This window comes from Peptacetobacter hominis (assembly GCF_006861675.1).
Lineage (GTDB): Bacteria > Bacillota > Clostridia > Peptostreptococcales > Peptostreptococcaceae > Peptacetobacter > Peptacetobacter hominis.
Window position 1 is genome coordinate 1 of the sequence record NZ_SGJB01000015.1, and the last position, 17,871, is coordinate 17,871.

The 17,871-nt window shown below is 33.2% G+C and carries 14 protein-coding genes; 10 read left to right on the forward strand and 4 right to left on the reverse strand.

Translation table 11 applies throughout. The features are described from left to right. Window positions 1–93: 93 nt before the first annotated feature. Window positions 94–846, reverse strand: a complete 753-nt coding sequence (locus tag EXD82_RS07940) for a metal-dependent hydrolase (protein WP_174919200.1) — start codon at window positions 844–846, stop codon at window positions 94–96. Between the two features lie 340 nt (window positions 847–1,186). Here EXD82_RS07940 and EXD82_RS07945 point away from each other — a divergent pair, with 340 nt between their 5' ends. From EXD82_RS07945 to EXD82_RS07975, 7 genes are all read left to right on the forward strand, one after another. Then, window positions 1,187–2,866: a ribonuclease J gene (locus EXD82_RS07945; RefSeq protein WP_174919201.1), complete on the forward strand. Its 1,680-nt coding sequence runs from the start codon at window positions 1,187–1,189 to the stop codon at window positions 2,864–2,866. A 79-nt stretch (window positions 2,867–2,945) separates the two neighbouring features. Beyond that, a complete protein-coding gene (locus tag EXD82_RS07950) occupies window positions 2,946–3,155 on the forward strand; it encodes a hypothetical protein (RefSeq protein WP_142536385.1) in 210 nt (69 codons plus the stop codon). Between the two features lie 119 nt (window positions 3,156–3,274). Continuing rightward, window positions 3,275–4,558, forward strand: a complete 1,284-nt coding sequence (locus tag EXD82_RS07955; RefSeq protein WP_456299528.1) for a glucose-6-phosphate isomerase — start codon at window positions 3,275–3,277, stop codon at window positions 4,556–4,558. Window positions 4,559–4,701: 143 nt separating this feature from the next. Continuing rightward, entirely contained in the window at window positions 4,702–5,298 is a 597-nt protein-coding gene (locus EXD82_RS07960) for a site-2 protease family protein (protein WP_142536387.1), read from the forward strand. A 13-nt stretch (window positions 5,299–5,311) separates the two neighbouring features. Next, a complete protein-coding gene (locus EXD82_RS07965) occupies window positions 5,312–6,040 on the forward strand; it encodes a segregation and condensation protein A (RefSeq protein ID WP_142536388.1) in 729 nt (242 codons plus the stop codon). A 2-nt stretch (window positions 6,041–6,042) separates the two neighbouring features. Further along, window positions 6,043–6,591: an SMC-Scp complex subunit ScpB gene (gene scpB, locus EXD82_RS07970; RefSeq protein ID WP_142536389.1), complete on the forward strand. Its 549-nt coding sequence runs from the start codon at window positions 6,043–6,045 to the stop codon at window positions 6,589–6,591. Window positions 6,592–6,596: 5 nt separating this feature from the next. Next, the gene (locus EXD82_RS07975) at window positions 6,597–7,037 is read left to right on the forward strand and encodes a MarR family winged helix-turn-helix transcriptional regulator (protein ID WP_142536390.1); all 441 of its coding nucleotides are present in this window, start codon (window positions 6,597–6,599) and stop codon (window positions 7,035–7,037) included. A gap of 275 nt (window positions 7,038–7,312) precedes the next feature. Here EXD82_RS07975 and EXD82_RS07980 read toward each other — a convergent pair whose 3' ends face one another. The 3 genes from EXD82_RS07980 to EXD82_RS07990 all read right to left on the reverse strand — a co-directional run bounded on the left by EXD82_RS07980 (window position 7,313) and on the right by EXD82_RS07990 (window position 11,295). Next, the gene (locus tag EXD82_RS07980; RefSeq protein ID WP_142536391.1) at window positions 7,313–9,664 is read right to left on the reverse strand and encodes a cell wall-binding repeat-containing protein; all 2,352 of its coding nucleotides are present in this window, start codon (window positions 9,662–9,664) and stop codon (window positions 7,313–7,315) included. A gap of 421 nt (window positions 9,665–10,085) precedes the next feature. After that, the gene (locus EXD82_RS07985) at window positions 10,086–10,373 is read right to left on the reverse strand and encodes a hypothetical protein (RefSeq protein WP_142536392.1); all 288 of its coding nucleotides are present in this window, start codon (window positions 10,371–10,373) and stop codon (window positions 10,086–10,088) included. A gap of 160 nt (window positions 10,374–10,533) precedes the next feature. Continuing rightward, window positions 10,534–11,295, reverse strand: coding sequence for an NAD-dependent protein deacylase (locus EXD82_RS07990; protein WP_142536393.1), 762 nt, complete (start codon window positions 11,293–11,295; stop codon window positions 10,534–10,536). 190 nt (window positions 11,296–11,485) lie between these two features. Between EXD82_RS07990 and EXD82_RS07995 the strand changes: the two genes are divergently transcribed. From EXD82_RS07995 to EXD82_RS08005, 3 genes are all read left to right on the forward strand, one after another. Continuing rightward, window positions 11,486–12,880, forward strand: a complete 1,395-nt coding sequence (locus EXD82_RS07995; protein ID WP_142536394.1) for an SH3 domain-containing protein — start codon at window positions 11,486–11,488, stop codon at window positions 12,878–12,880. 64 nt (window positions 12,881–12,944) lie between these two features. Then, on the forward strand, window positions 12,945–17,243 hold the full coding sequence (locus EXD82_RS08000; protein WP_142536395.1) for a PolC-type DNA polymerase III: 4,299 nt from the start codon (window positions 12,945–12,947) through the stop codon (window positions 17,241–17,243). 163 nt (window positions 17,244–17,406) lie between these two features. Beyond that, on the forward strand, window positions 17,407–17,871 hold the full coding sequence (locus tag EXD82_RS08005; protein WP_142536396.1) for a ribosome maturation factor RimP: 465 nt from the start codon (window positions 17,407–17,409) through the stop codon (window positions 17,869–17,871).

A 17,871-nucleotide genomic window follows, 5' to 3' on the forward strand; every position in this document is an offset into this window, starting at 1 on the left:
TAGAAGGTGATTTTTTATTATATTTTTTCAAAAAAATAAGGGCTATCGCACTAATAAAATATTAATGCGACAGCCCCTTTTTTATTTGAATAATTATATAATATGTATCCCCAAAATTTCTGCAACTGAGATAAAAGTCCAGATAAATAGAAGAAGGACAAGAATTTTTTCTATTATATTGCTGAATTTACCTCCAACCTTTATATAACCAAGAGATATTTTCTTTGATGAAAACGGATAAAAAAGTGCTACACCCTGTCTTGTAAACATGTCACATAATATATGAAAACCATAAGAAAATGCAGATATAACAGATATTTTATCAAGAGAACTTATCATCTCAATGGGTTTCATCATGATATATACAAGAAATATCATAATTATACTGTGTGAAAAATTCCTGTGTTTGAGCCAGGGAAATACCGCAAATACTACAAATGGAAACATAAAAAATATGTTGTTTGTAATTATAATAAGCAGCAAGGCAATAAGCAAAAGAGAAAATGAAACCAGATATTTTCTGACATGATAGTGTGATACCTTTTTTTCAACAATTATTATAATAAAAAAAGATATGATACCACTTACCAGAAAATCGGCATTCATCTTTATTAACATAAAAAATATTGCGGCATTAAGTGTATATATAAGAAGTTTATATATATGTTCTGAAGTTTTTTTTCTGAATATAAATCCCGATATTATGGAATTTGATTTATCAAGATCGGGAAGTATCGAAAATGCAGCTGATGCAATTATATTTATAATGCTTACCGGCATTGAAAAAATTATTGAAAGCTGAATTCCAGCCAGAATACCGGCAGCACAGTGTGTCTTTCCTCGCATAAAAACCTCCACCATTAAAAATATAGAATATTATAGCATAAACATGAGTAAAACAAAAATAAGTAAATAAGCCATATTATAATAATATTACAGATTTGAAACCATATGTAAAATAAATAGTTCTTTATTATATATATAGAAGTATGATACAATAGTACTAGTTGGTAAAAGTGTGCGTGTAAAATATTATATAGAGTTATATATTAGGGGAGCTGTAGTGAGCCGGAAATATACAGCCAGAGGACGGATATGTAACGAAATATAAACTTATAGAGTAAAACGAACGGAACGTTTTATTTTTGTATAAAAAAACAGGAAAATTTAAAATTATAGATAGGAGATGATAATTTTGTTCAAAAAGAACGTGGGAAAAGTGAAAGTAATTCCACTTGGCGGAATGAATGAAATAGGAAAGAACATGACCGTAATTGAGTACGGGGATGAGATAGTAATAATAGATGCAGGACTTAGTTTCCCGGAAGATGAGATGCTGGGAATAGATATAGTTATTCCGGATATATCATATCTTGTAAAAAACAGAGATAAAATAAAGGGTGTATTTATAACACATGGGCACGAAGACCATATAGGAGGACTTCCGTACTTCCTGAAAAAAATAAATGTTCCTGTATACGGTTCGAGACTGAGTATAGGACTTATAGAGGTTAAACTTAAAGAGCACAAACTTGAAAATGTGGAACTACATGCAGTAAAACCTCTTGAAAAAATAAAATTCAAAAATCTTGAAGTTGAATTTCTAAAGGCAACACACAGTATACCAGATGCATATTCTGTAGCAGTTCATACAGATCAGGGAATAATATTCCACACAGGAGACTTCAAGATAGACCTTACTCCTATAGACGGAGATGTAATGGATTTTCATAGAATATGTGAATTAAGCTCTGAAGGCGTACTGCTTATGCTTTCAGATAGTACAAATGCGGAAAGACCAGGTAGTACAATGTCTGAAAAAAATGTAGGAAAAGGTCTTGATGAGTTATTTACAAAAGCGGGAGAAAGCAGAATAATAGTTGCAACATTTGCTTCAAATATACATAGATTACAGCAGATTGTGGATGTTGCAAAAAAATACGGAAGAAAAGTCAGTGTATCAGGAAGATCAATGCTTAATGTTGTAAGTGTTGCAAAAGATTTAGGATATCTTGATATAGATGACGATATGATAATAGATTTAAATGAAATAGACAGTTATGAAGACAAGGAGCTTGTAATAATAACTACAGGTTCTCAGGGAGAACCAATGTCTGCACTTGCCAGAATGGCAAATTCAGAACACAAGAAAATAGAAATAAAAAAAGGAGACCTTGTAATAATATCAGCGCATCCTATTCCTGGAAATGAAAAACTTATATCAAAAGTTATAAACTTCCTTCTTGAAAAAGGAGCGGATGTTGTATCATGTGATATAGCGGATATACATGTATCAGGTCATGCATGTCAGGAAGAACTGAAAATGATGCTTAGACTTGTAAAACCCAAATATTTTGTTCCGGCACATGGTGAATACAGAATGCTGAAAAGACATGCGGAACTTGCGGAAGAAATAGGTATGTCTGAAGAAAATATATTTGTCATATCTACAGGGGATGTAGTGGAAGCAGGTATTGATGGAGCAGCAGTCAAAGGAAGAGTTCCTACAGGAAATATACTTGTCGATGGACTTGGTGTAGGAGATGTAGGAAACATAGTATTAAGGGACAGAAAACATCTATCAGAAGACGGCCTTATGACAATAGTTGTTACAATATCAAAGGACGAAGGAAAAGTTCTTGCAGGTCCGGATATAATTTCAAGAGGATTTGTATATGTAAGGGAATCAGAGGATCTTATGGATGGAGCAAAACAGATAGTAAGAGATGTTCTTGGAGAATGCGAAGAAAAGAGCATAAAGGAATGGGCTTATCTGAAAAACAATATAAAAGATCAGTTAAAAGAGTACCTTTACCAGAAAACAAAGAGAAATCCTATGATACTTCCTATAATAATGGAAGTATAGGAATTAATAATATGTATGGCCGGGATTATATGTTCCGGCTATATCTATATAATGAAAAAATATGAAAGAGAGAATTGATATGAAAAAAAAGATAACTGAAAAAACAAGATTACTTGCCGCAGCTGGATTTGTATTTATGAGTGCATCATGTATATATGTGTATTTTTCAGGAATAGATAAATCTATACTTACACTTGCGACATCAGCTTTATGTCTGGCTGTAGCTTTATATGAAGTAAAAAGAGTAAGTGAATCAAAATCCAAAAAAACAGAAAACAAAAAAAGATAACGATTGCCTTTGCCGGGAAAAGGTATACATTTGTTGTCACTATTTACATATAAAAATACAGGTGTTAAAATAAAAACTAGCAGGAATGAATGAAAAATCTGTAAATAGATGATGGAGGAATGAAAATGATAAAATTTGATTGTACTCATGCATGCTCTATGGATGAAATAGTAGCATATCAGGACAGAGTAAATGAAGTTCACAAATGGATAACAGAAAAAACAGGAAAAGGAAACGACTTTTTAGGATGGGTAGACTGGTGTAAAAACTACGACAAGGAAGAATTCGAGCAGATCAAAAAAAGTGCTGAATTTGCAAGAAATAACTGTGATGTATTCCTAGTATGTGGTATAGGTGGTTCTTATCTTGGAGCAAGAGCTGCTATAGAAATGATAAATGGTCTTTACGCAGATAAAAAGCCTGAAATAATATTCATAGGAAACACATTCTCTTCAACTTATATATCTCAGGTTATGAAATACATAGAAAACAAGGAAGTATGTGTAAACGTAATATCTAAATCTGGAACAACTACAGAAACAGCTATAGCTTTCCGTTTATTAAAACAGTTCATGGAAAGAAAATACGGAAAAGACGGAGCAAGAGAAAGAATATTTGCTACAACTGACAAGGCAAAAGGAACTCTTCATGACCTTGCAAAAGCTGAAGGATATCAGATGTTCGTTATACCGGATGATATAGGAGGACGTTACTCAGTTATAACAGCTGTTGGTCTACTTCCTATAGCAGTTGCCGGAATAAATATAGATGACGTAATGAACGGTGTTAAAAAAGCATTCGATGATTTCAATACAGAAGCTGACCTTACTAAAAACCCTGCATACGCATATGCAGTAGCAAGAAGAGTAATGGAAGAAAAAGGTAAAGTGGCTGAAATGTTCGTAAGCTATGACCTTAATACTACAATGCTTGCTGAGTGGTGGAAACAGTTATTCGGTGAGTCAGAAGGAAAAGAGGAAAAAGGAATACTTCCATGCAGTGCAACTTTCTCTACTGACCTTCACTCATTAGGACAGTTTGTACAGGATGGTAGAAAATGCTTATACGAAACACTAGTACTTTTCGAAAAACCTATAGAAGATATGATATTCCCAGAAGATGCAGAAAATGCTGATTCAATGAACTATCTTGCAGGTAAAAACCTTGACTGGATAAACAAAATGGCAATGCAGGGAACTCTTGAAGCTCACGAAAAAACTGGTGGAGTTCCAAACCTTATAATAAAAGCTGAAGATATGAGTGCAGAAAGCTTCGGATATATGTGCTACTTCTTCTTTATAGCATGTGCTATGTCTTGTTATCTTCTTGATATAAACCCATTCAACCAGCCAGGTGTAGAGGTTTACAAGAAAAACATGTTCAAACTTTTAGGTAAAAACTAATTGTATAGAATAAAATAAATTAAAAGGGCTGTCTGTTCTGGTATTTTATCAGGACTAACAGCCCTGTTTTGGTTTGATTTATTTGCCTAAAATCAATAAATTGGTTATAATAAAGTAAATCACATTTTTGAAAGGAAAAATATATGGCAGGATTTGATATAGCGACAATTCTATCTACAGTTGTCGGAATAGCTGTTGCGATATCTGTCCATGAATTTGGACATGCATACTCAGCTCATCTTCTTGGAGATGATACAGCAAAAATGAGTGGAAGAATGACTCTTAATCCGGCAAAACATGTGGATCCTATTGGGCTCTTTGCCCTTATAGTATTTCATATAGGATGGGCAAAGCCTGTTCCGGTAAATCCAAACAACTACAGAAACTATAGAACAGGAAACTTCATAGTTTCAATAGCAGGAGTGGCATTCAACATAATAACGGCGATAATATGCGCACTTATATACAGATTTTCAAGTATGTATGCAATAGAAACGATAGCATACACATGCATAATATATAATATTGCATTTGCTTCGTTCAACCTTTTACCGGTTCCACCTCTTGATGGGTGGGGAATACTTCAAAGTTTTATCCCATATGAGTGGAATGAGTATGCGTATAGATTTGAGAGAATAAGTGGATTTGTATTTCTTGCACTTCTTATAACAGGAGCGTATAGAATATTTACAGGGCCGATATACTCTGTATTTGCATCTATAGTTTCTCTTTTTATGTAAGTGAGGGAGATTTATGAAATACAATGTACAAATAAAAGCATATGAAGGACCGATGGATCTTCTTTATGACCTTGTGACAAAGCATAAAATTGATATAAAAGATATATCTATATCAGAAATAACAGCTCAGTATATAGATTATCTTTCTCAGATGGAAAAAATGGATATGGAGATAACAAGTGATTTTATTGCGATGGCATCAAAGCTTCTTGAGATAAAATCAAGATATCTTTTATATATCCAGAGAGAAAATGAGGAAGACGAAGATCCAAGACTTGAACTTGTTGAAAAGCTTGAAGAATACAGAAAATACAAGCAGGCGTCTGTGGAACTTAAAGATAAATGTTCAAAAATATACGAAAGATTCTACAGAAAGAGAGAAGAAGTCATAACAGAAGAAAAACTTAATACTGATGATATTTCTGTGGAACTTATGATGGAATATCTACCAAAACTTCTAAAAAGAATTGAAGATAAAAAAGAAGAACAGGCTGTAACAGATGATGTCAAAAGACTTGTCAGCAAAAAAGTATTTTCTGTAGAGGAAAAAATTGTATACATAAGAAGTATTTTGAATGAAAAGAAAGAAGTAAGTTTTATGGATACAATAAAAGATGGAACAAAAGATGAGGTTATAGCTACTTTTTTATCTATTCTTGAGTTGATAAAAGAAAGAGAGATAAAAGTGGAACAGGATACATTCTTTGATGATATAATTATAATCAGAAATATGGAGTGCTGATAATGAAAAGAGAAGAAATAAAATATATAATAGAAGCTGTTCTATTTGCATATGGAGATCCAATGAGCATAAAAGATCTCAAAAATGTTGTAAATGAGGATTTGTCTATAAAAGAAATAGAGTTTATGGTATCTTCTCTGATGGAAGAGTATAAATCTCAGAACAGAGGAATACAGATAATAAAACTTGAAGACAAATATCAGATGTGTACAAACAGCGATTATGCTGATTTTATAAAAAAAGCGGTTGAACCTTCCAGAAAAAAATCTCTGAGTCAGGCTACAATAGAAACACTTACAATAATAGCCTATAGACAACCTGTAACCAAGGCAGAAATAGAGGATATAAGAGGAGTTAAATGCGACAAAGTAATAAAAACACTTCTTGATGGAAATCTAATAAGAGAAGCGGGAAGACTCAACAGAATAGGTAAACCGATTATATACAGAACAACAGATGAATTTCTAAAGGTGATGAATATAGAATCCCTGAAAGATCTGCCGGATATAGAATCGATTGAAAAAGCTGAAAACACAGAAAAAGGAGAATAAAAAGTATGGACGACAAAGAAAGGGAGCTGCTTCTACTTAGAAGTATGAATTCATTTCACAATATGATAAAAATAGTGGTAAGTGAAAGACATAATACAAGAATACTTACCGAAAGACAGTTTTTTGCAGTAAAGAAAATTGCGGAATTTGACAAAATAGAACTTAAAAATCTGAGCAGAGAACTTTATGTTTCTACATCTAGTCTTTGTATACTTCTTAATAAACTTGTTGAACAGGGATATGTGTATAGAGAAGAAGATCCAAAAGATAGAAGAAATACATTCTATGGACTTACTGAAGAAGGAAAAGTAGTTCTGAAAAAAGAGAGAGAGGATATTCTAAGAGTTCTTTCAGAAAAGCTTTCAAAAGTGGATGGCGAAAAGAAAGATGAATTCTTTGAGCATCTGGAGAAGGTATATGCTTTTATGCCTCTTATAATGAAATAGTGAATGGATAGGTATTGAATCGGATGATTTGATACCTTTTTTAAATATATATTAAAAAAGGATAGTATAAATATATTATTGTATTGAAAAAGGAAATCCTTGAGTTGGAAAAACGAGATGTCTTAAGTGTTATCTCAGGTAAACCGGAAAATATTATAAGAAGAGCATAAGAAAAACTTGTTTGAGTAACTTGAATATGTATATAAAGTACTTTTGAAATTATTAAAAGGATGATTAAAAGGCAGATACTATATCAGTATCTGCCTTTTAAATAATCAGATTATTTTTGTCCCAAGAATAATATTACTCTCTGGAGATTTGGTATTTACAATTTTTTCTGCAATTTCTCTGCATCCAGGAATATAATTTACTATAAACTCTGAACCTGAAGTATCTGAACAAGAATTGAACATTCCAGCAATTTCTTCAGAATCTAAATTTGGGTTGGATATTATAATAGAAGATTTCATGTTGTGACAATATTTAAACATATTATGTAAATCATTTGTATTACGAATATCCCATTTCAAATTACCAATATCTTCTAATATATTACAGTCATAAAACAAACTGCTCATATTAGTAACATTACTTGTATTCCAATTGGATAAATCGCCTATATTACTTAATGATTCACACCAGAAGAACATACCTTCCATATTCTTTATATTAGAAGTATTCCATTCTGAAATGTCAATTGCAGTGAGATTATCACAGGCTCCAAACATATAAGATACATCCTCAAGATTATCAGTCTTCCAATTCTCCAATCCATATATATCAGAAACTGAATAACAGAAATTGAACATATGACTGGCACTTCTTAAATTGCGGGTATTCCAACTGGATAAATTGAATGTTTCAATTTTTGAAATAGCAAACATATAGCTCATATCTATAACGTTGGAAGTATCGAAATTCTCGAAATTCTTTGGATTAGTTGCATAAAACATGAATTTCATATCTTTAATATTTGATGTATCAAAATTAGACATATCTAAACTAACTTTTTCATAGTGGAGAGAACCAAAAGCTGTAAACATAAAACTTGCATCTTCTATTTTAGATGAATCAAAGTTTTCGAAATTTATACTATTTATATTTATTAGAGGGAAGTACTCTCCGTTTTCGTCCCCACCTGCAAACATATATGAGCTATTTGGATTTGCAACAACCTTTCCGTTTGCGGCAATAATCATCTTGTTATTCTCAATAAAAGCTATTACACTTTTATCATTATCCAATGATACATCGACTTTTCTATCTATAGTATCAATATTTTCAGGGATGCTGTCTGAAAACTCAATGCTATCAATATTTTCATCTATATTTAAGGTCTTAATTAACTCCTGGAATTTATTTCCAGTTACCATCATATTTAATGTTTCTGATGGTTTTTCTGTAACAAAAAAGTTAATATCAAACCATTCGGAAGCTAAGCCCTTGTCATCAACAGCTCTTAACTGAACTGTATGCTCACCTACCGTATAATAATTATCAGGAGATTTCCCTTTCCATTCATATGTAATACTATCTCCATCTGGATCAGTAGATTCCTTTGTTATATTGATATTTACTAAAGCATTACCATCATCATTGTAGTTATCAGTTATATCGGCAATAGCTTCTGGAGTTGTAGGTGGATTATTTGGTGTAGATGGTATGTTGCCATAAGAAGTATAAACAAAATCAACATCAAAAGGCAAACCACCTAACTGAATAGTATTTATATAATCAAGTAGATTATGATTTTTATTTCTGTTTATTAAAGCAATACCAAAATCTTTTGAGTAATTAGCACCAGACAGAGCATCGATTAAAGTTTCTCCATTACAGAATGAAATATAATCTTTATTGCTGTAGAATTTATCTAAAATGAGTTTATTAGTTTCGTATCTATCAGCACCTGCAATTCTATCAGCATTCATTTTTTTCTGATTTTCATATGATATTCTTTTGTTTCCACCAATAATAATATAGTGAATGTCATTAAAAATTCTATCAGGATATTTATCTTTTCTTGTCAGAATAATAGGATTGATATCTCTTGCAGCAACAGGAGATATACTTACAGCATCGGCTATACCCTCAAATCCATTAACGAGGTAAGCAGTATCATATTTGCCAAGATAAGAGGCTACTTTTTCTGATGTTTCAAAACGATCTTTGCCACCTATTCTCACAATACGGTTAACCTTTAGACTTGATTCAAAATCTTTAGGAATAGCATTATACATACCGATAATATAAACTTCGTCAGCGTTATTTATGAAGTTTATGGTTTTGGAACTTATTTTATCAGGATTTATGGGGATTATACTGGCATCTAATTTTCCGGATAAAGGAGCAGCAGATAAAGCGTCGTATATATGATTACTTCCATTTACTATTATCAATCTATCTGTCTTTCCAGATTCCTGAGCTATTTTCAAAGCTGTTTCGTATCTGTCGACACCGATAAACTCAGTATGATTATAGTATTGTTTGGATGGGATTTCTATTGTATATTTTGAATTGTTGTTTTGTAAATTTGTTTCTAACTTATTGTTTGTATCTGCTAAAATAGGAAATGTCAAAGAACTGACCATTGTAAAAGATAGTATTAAGGATATGATTTTTTTATTCATCCAATTCAGCCTTCTTTCTGATTATATATTTTATAGTTAATAAGTTTAAATTAATCAATTAAAAAAGTATTTATATAAAAAACTGATTTAGATGATATTTATTTTTGAAATATTAACCTTGTATTATAATATACCCGATAAGCAAGGGATTTAACAAATATTTTACTAGACTACAGAAAAAGGTAAAAAAAGTATTTATAAGCTATACTGTAAGGGAAGGGATGGATTTATAAATCGTAAAAACTTAAGTATATTTAAAAATTTATATATAAAATATATTGCAGGATAAATAATTGAGAATATGTACTTTAGGAAAAATAGGAGCATAAAAGTTATCTTATAAATATTTTCTAAAATTAAACTCTAATTATATATATTTTTTATAAAATATAAAAAGGAGCAGAAAATCTGCCCCTTTTTTCTATTCCATCACTATATACCCTTTTGCTGCGAGAGCTTCTCTATCGGAATCATTCATAGGCATAAATCCCTTTTCAAGAAGATCCTTTATATATATCTTATTGTAGATAAATGCAAATACTATACTGCTTATTCCGAAAGTTACTGGAGCTGCGATAAGCATTATAAGCATCCATTTCCAATCTCCTCTGAATATCGGAACAAAAAATCCGAAAAAGAAAGTGGTCCAGCTAAACCCTATTTTACATTCCTTAAGTACACCGGCATCGTTTTTTAAGTATATCTGCATAAAAATCCCTCCTAAATATATTCTTGATAAAACAATTTTACCACAAATGAATTCTAAATAAAAGGTTTGTTATAAAATTTATACTGTCTTGATGTCGATATAAATATAGGTGCATATGTCGTCTTAAACTTGAAAAGGAGCAGAAATACTGCTCCTTTTTCTATTTATCAAGAACGGCTTTCCCAAGAACTTCTCCAATCGGAGCATTTATTTTAAGAGTAGCCATTCTATCAGCACTTGTTTCACTTTTATTTATAAGTACGAGATCTTTTCCTCTATAATAATTTATAAAACTTGCAGCAGGATAAACTACCAGAGAAGTGCCTCCGATTATAAGAAGGTCAGCTTCAGCAATCGCTCTTATACTGTTATTTACCGTCTCATCATCAAGTCCTTCTTCATAAAGAACAACATCAGGCTTTACTATGGCACCGCAGTTATCGCATTTTGGAACTGTTCCCTCTAATGACATCATTTCATCAAGGTCGAAGAATTTTCCACATTTAGTACAGAAGTTTCTCTGAACAGAACCATGAAGTTCATAGACAGTTTTGTTTCCGGCCATCTGATGAAGCCCATCTATATTCTGTGTTACAACTGCTTTTAGTTTTCCCTGTTTTTCAAGTTCGGCAAGAGCTATATGAGCTTTGTTTGGTTTTGCATCTCTATATACAAGTTTATCTTTGTAGAATTTAAAAAAGTCTTCTGGATATCTTACAAAGAAAGTGTGAGATACGAGCTGCTCCGGAGTGAAATGTCTATTAAGTTTTTCGTTGAAAAGTCCGTTTGAGCTTCTGAAATCCGGTATATTTGATTCTGTTGAAACACCGGCACCACCAAAGAACACTATATTATTGTGTGTATCGATAAGTTTTTTCAGCTCATCAACAGCAACATCTATATTTTTTTTATCATTATTCATAAAATCACCACCTGAAATAGATTATATATTAATTTTACTACAGTTACACTGTGTTAGGGGAGAATATTTGATACAAAGATAATTTATATGGGTAGATATTTATAGAGTTTTATATTCCTTTTGACTAACGAAAATTGATGGAATATAATTAAATTAAGTTAAAGGCGTACAAAAGAAAGGTGATATAGATATGGATAAAAAAACTATCGCTACGGCATTGGCAATGATACCTATACTGGGAGTAAATGCAGGAGCTGACAGTATAGAAACTGTTTCAAATCCTGCACCTATACAGAGAGCATCGGTAAAGAAAACTGTAACAGCAGATGTTTTGAATGTAAGAAGTGGACCGGGAACGACATATTCATCAATAGGTAAGCTGTATATGGGAAATGTAGTAGAAGTAATTTCAGAATCCGGTGGATGGGCAAAGATAAATTATTCTGGAAAAACAGGTTATGTTTCTACAGATTATCTTAAATCAAATGAAAGTTCCTCTGGGGGAGAAACTTCAAAGCCATCCGGAAATCAGAAATCTATACAGCAGGTTACTTCATCTATTCTCCGGGTAAGAAGTGGAGCAGGTATAACATATTCGAAGGTAGATACACTTCACAAAGGTGATAATGTAACTGTTGAGTCTACAGAAAATGGATGGGCAAAGATTTCATATAGTGGAAAAAGCGGATACGTTTCTGCCGTTTACCTTAAATTCGTTGAATATGTGGATGAAGATTCTTCCGGCGGTTCAGAATCATCTGTAATAAGGGGTGCAACTGTACAGAGAAGCAGCAAATCCTATTCTCTTGATGAAATGGTTGAAGTGCAGTATATAAAAGCTCAGAATGGCGGAAATCTTATATCAAGAAATAATGCAAGAACAGGAGAAGAGGTTTTTACAACCTATATTATAAGAAATGCTGAACCAAGAGCATATGGAAAACCTACAAAGGATGAACTTAGATATTATCTTGATCCTGCAAATTTTGAGGGGTATTCATCTGGTCTTATGCAGTTTGTAAGGCTTGACAGGTATACAAATACAATAACAGCAGATTCACTTAATAAATACTTTGCGTCTAAAGGAACTGATTGCGTATTTAATGGAAAAGGTCAGGCATTTATAGATGCAGCAAAAAAATATAATATAGATGTACTTTATTTTGTTTCTCATGCAATGTGGGAAACAGGAAACGGAAAATCAGCTCTTGCAAAAGGTCAGGTTGTAACATCAGTTGATGGTGTTACCCTTGATAAACCTGTAACTGTTTATAATTTCTTTGGAATAGGTGCAGTTGATGGGAATGCATTGGAAGCGGGAAAACTTACCGCCTACAAAAATGGATGGACAACAATAGAAAAAGGTATAGATGGAGCGGCAAAATGGATTTCTGATGGATATATTCATAATTCAAAATACAACCAGAACACAGTATATGCTATGAGATGGAATTATGAGTACAGCTGGCATCAGTATGCTACAGATGTAAACTGGGCGAACGGAATAGCGACAATGATGTCTTCTCTTATGGAAAAATACGGAACAGGAGAGGGGCTTCTTATAGATATACCGGATTATAAATAAAAATATATGGAATCGTATGTTATCTGGCATATGATTCCATTTTTTGCCGGAAAGGAGGAATCTGATGGAGACAGTAAAAGAATGTCTTGAAAAAATGGAAATAGATAATGCATATATAGAAAAGCATATGTCTTCTGCAATTATAAAAAAAGTCGTCTATTTCAAAGAAGATAGAGTAGCATACTTTTATATTCAGTCAAAGTCTGTAATTTCTTATGAGCGGATTGATAAATTCAGAGATGAAATAAGACTAAAAAACAAATATTTCAAAGATATAAAAGTAAGAATGGAATACACAGGCATGGACAGAAAGTCTGAAAAGGGAATAATGTCAAAATACTGGCCGAATATAGTCCATATAATGAAAAAAATGTGTCCATCAATAGCAGGATGGCAAAAGGATATAGAATATCTATGTATGGATAATATGCTTAAGATAAAAATACCAAAAGGTATATTCTATGAAAAACTTATAAAAAATGGAATAGAAAATATTATAAAAACTGTTCTGAATGAAGAACTTGGAATAGACCCGGAAATAATCATAGAAAAAGCAGTAGATGAAAAAATAGACAGAAAAAAACTTGTAGAAAAGATAGATAGAGAATTTAATGAAAAAATACTTAGTCTTGATCTTGAAAATGGAAACAGGCTTGAATGTGATGAGGAATCGTGTTATGTAATAAGAGACGAAAAAGATGAAAATATGATATATGGTGAAAATGTACATATCATGACCGAAAAAATAAAAAATCTTGATGCGAATACAGGTACAACAGGTATAGAAGGCATGATATTTAATATAGATACCAAAGAGCTTAGAAACGGCAAGATACTTCTTATGATAATGGTAACAGACTATACAAGTTCAATTACATGTAAACTTTTCCTTACAGATACAAATAAAGACTGGGTAATGGGAAAAATTGCAAAAGGAATGTATATAAAAATAAAAGGTGATGTACTTTATGACAGCTTCCAGAGAGAAATAAGTATGACTGTTACAGGAATGAGAAAAGAAGAGCATGAGGAAAGAGAAGACAAGGCGGAAGTTAAAAGAGTTGAACTTCATGCACATACACAGATGTCTTCTATGGACGCACTTTGTCCTGTTAAAAAGCTTGTGGAAAGAGCAGCAAAATGGGGACACAAGGCTATTGCTATAACAGATCACGGAGTTGTTCAGGGGTTCCCGGATGCAATGAATGCCGCAAAAAAAGCAGGTATAAAGGTTTTATACGGAGTAGAGGGTTATCTTGTTGAGGACAATCGGGATGCAATAGAGGACGCAAATGATCTTCCACTTTCACAGGAGTTTGTAGTATTCGATATAGAAACTACTGGATTTTCAAATGTAAATGACAAGATAACAGAAATCGGAGCAGTTAAAATAAAGGATTTCGAGGTTGTTGAGAGATTCAGTAGACTTGTAAATCCGGAAAAGGATATATCTTATAGAATTCAGGAACTTACAGGAATTACAAATGAAATGGTACAGAATGAGCCTACGATAGAGACTGTTCTTCCGGAGTTTATGGAATTTGTAAAGGACAGTGTACTTGTAGCCCATAATGCCGATTTCGATACAGGATTTATAAAACAGAAATGCAGTGAGCAGAATATTGTTTATGACAGAAAAAAAGTCGATACTCTTATGCTTGCAAGGATACTTCTTCCTCAGCTTAAAAGACACAGACTTGACAGAGTTGCGAAAGAAGTAGGGGTACAGCTTAAAAATCATCATAGAGCGGTAGATGACGCGGAGGCAACAGCACATATATTTATAAAATTTCTTGAAATGCTGAAAAAAAGAGGGGCAGAAACATTAAGTGATGTAAACTCTGTTCTTGGAAAGATAGATTATACAAAAGTTAAGACACACCATATAACTCTTCTGGCGAAAAATCAGACAGGTATAAAAAATCTGTACAAGATTGTTTCAGATGCACATGTAGAACATTTTTACAGGGCTCCGAGAATTTTAAAAAGTGTACTTGAAAAGTATAGAGAAGGTATAGTCATAGGTTCAGCCTGTGAAGCCGGGGTTGTATATGATGCAGTAAAAAGAAGAGTATCAGATGATGAAATGAAAAAGATTATAGATTTATATGATTATATAGAAGTAATGCCGATAGATAACAACAGGTTCATGATAGACAACGGAGAAGTTGAAGATGAAGACGAATTAAAGGAAATAAACAGAAGGCTTATAGAAACAGCTAAAAAATTCGGAAAAATACCGGTGGCTACAGGAGATGTTCATTTTCTTGACCGGCACGAGGCTATTCTTAGAAGAGTTCTGAAATATTCACAGGGATTCAAACTTGATGACAAAGAGACCATGCTGCATTTCAGAACAACTGATGAGATGCTTGAGGAATTCTCATATCTGGGAAAAGAACTGGCATACGAAGTTGTAGTTGAAAATACAAATAAGATAGCTGATATGATTGAAGAGGTAAAACCTATACCCGATGAAACATATCCTCCTGTAATAGAAGGTTCAGATAAAGAACTGAGAGAGATGTGTTACAGAAAGGCAATAAGTATATACGGAGATCCACTTCCGGAGATAGTAAAACGGAGACTTGACAGAGAACTTAATTCTATAATAGGAAACGGATACGCGGTGATGTATATAATAGCTCAGAAACTGGTTACAAAATCTCTGTCAGACGGATATCTTGTCGGTTCCAGAGGATCTGTCGGTTCTTCGTTTGCAGCTACAATGAGTGATATAACAGAGGTTAATCCACTTCCAGCTCATTATGTATGTCCAAATGAAGATTGCAAGTATTCATTTTTCTATGAGATAGGTGAATATGGTTCAGGAATTGACCTTGAGGACAAGAACTGTCCAAAATGCGGTACAAAACTGATAAAAAATGGACACGATATACCTTTTGAGGTTTTCCTTGGTTTTGAAGGTGATAAAGAGCCGGATATAGACCTTAACTTCTCAGGAGTGTATCAGCCTACAATACATAAATATACAGAGGAACTTTTTGGAAAGGGACATGTATATAGAGCAGGTACAATAGGTACAGTTGCAGAAAAAACAGCTTTTGGTTATGCCAGAAAGTACGTCGAGGAAAATGATATAAATGTTCCCGGTGCGGAGGTACTTAGACTTGCAGAAGGATGTACAGGTGTCAAAAGAACATCGGGTCAGCATCCGGGTGGAGTTATGGTTATTCCTGACTATAAGGATGTATACGATTTTACACCGATACAGTATCCCGCAAATGATGTAAACTGCGGAGTTATAACGACGCACTTCGATTACCATTCTATAAGTGGTAGGATATTGAAACTTGATATACTTGGACACGACGGTCCGACCATAATAAGAATGCTTGAAGATATAACAGGAATAAAAATAACCGATATTCCGCTTGATGATCCGGAGACGATGTCACTTTTCACTTCTACAAAGGCATTAGGAGTTGAGCCTGAGGATATAGACTGTGAAATAGGATGTCTTGCAATTCCTGAGTTTGGGACAAAGTTTGTCCGTCAGATGCTTCTCGATACTAAGCCGAGTACATTTGCAGAGCTTGTCAGAATATCAGGTCTATCTCACGGTACGGACGTATGGGTAAATAATGCCCAGGATCTGGTTAGAGAAAATATTGTTGGTCTAAAAGATGTTATATCTACAAGGGACGACATAATGAACTACCTTATATTCAAGGGACTTCCTCCGAAGATGAGTTTCACAATAATGGAGAGTGTCAGAAAAGGTAGAGGATTAAAACCAGAACATGAAGAGGCGATGAGAGAAAACGACGTTCCAGAGTGGTATATAGGTTCATGTAAAAAGATAAAATACATGTTCCCGAAAGCTCATGCAGTTGCATATGTCATGACATCATTCAGAATAGCATACTGTAAGGTTCATTATCCTGAAGCTTTTTATGCGACATATTTTACGACAAAGGTCGAGGATTTTGATGCGGATCTTATAATCAAAGGACTTGACGCTATAAAAGCAAGAAAACGAGAAATCGAGGAACTTGGAAATGATGCCACACAGAAAGAGAAAATGATGTATATAATTCTTGAGGTTGCTCAGGAGATGTATGCCAGAGGTATAAAAATAGCGCCGGTTGATATATATAAATCCGATGCATCAGAATTCCAGGTAATAGGAGAAAAACTTATAAGACCTCCTATGACTGCGCTTCAGGGAGTCGGAGAAAATGCGGCTATAAATATACAGGAAGAGAGAAAAAAAGGAGAATTTATTTCCAAGGAAGACCTTAGAAAGAGAACCAAGATTTCAAAGACGGTTGTAGAGACTTTGGATGCTCATGGTGCACTTGGAGAAATGAGTGAGAAAAATCAGCTTTCTCTTTTTTAGATAATAATCAACATATGCTTTTAATATACTTGCATTGGCTCGTATATTATGTTAAACTAGATATAACTAATAATACATTTTGACGGAAGGAAGAGTGAGGCAGCAGTTCTCACTCTTTTTTATGAAAAGAATGTAAATACAACTGAATAAGGAGGATTGAGATATGAGAAAAAGTGATATAGTATCAGCTGTTGAAGCTATGGTTACAGAAATAACTGATGCAAGAGGATTTGAAACTGTAGATGTTGAGTATGTAAAAGAAGCTGGACAGTATTATTTGAGAGTATATATAGATAAAGAAGGCGGAATTTCACTTAATGAGTGCGAGGAAGTCAGCAGAGAGCTTAGTCCAAAACTGGATGAGCTTGATTTCACGGAGGACAATTATTATCTTGAGGTATCTTCTCCTGGTATAGATAGAGCTCTTAAAAGAGATAAGGAGTTTGTAAAATACAGTGGAAGAGATGTAGAGATAAAACTTTACAAGGCTTTAAATGGAACAAAACAGTTCGAAGGAGAACTTGTAGGACTTGATGAAGAAAACAACATAGTTGTTATCATAAACGGTGAAGAAACTAAATTTAACAGAAAGGATGTAGCAATAATAAGACTTGCGATAAAATTCTAG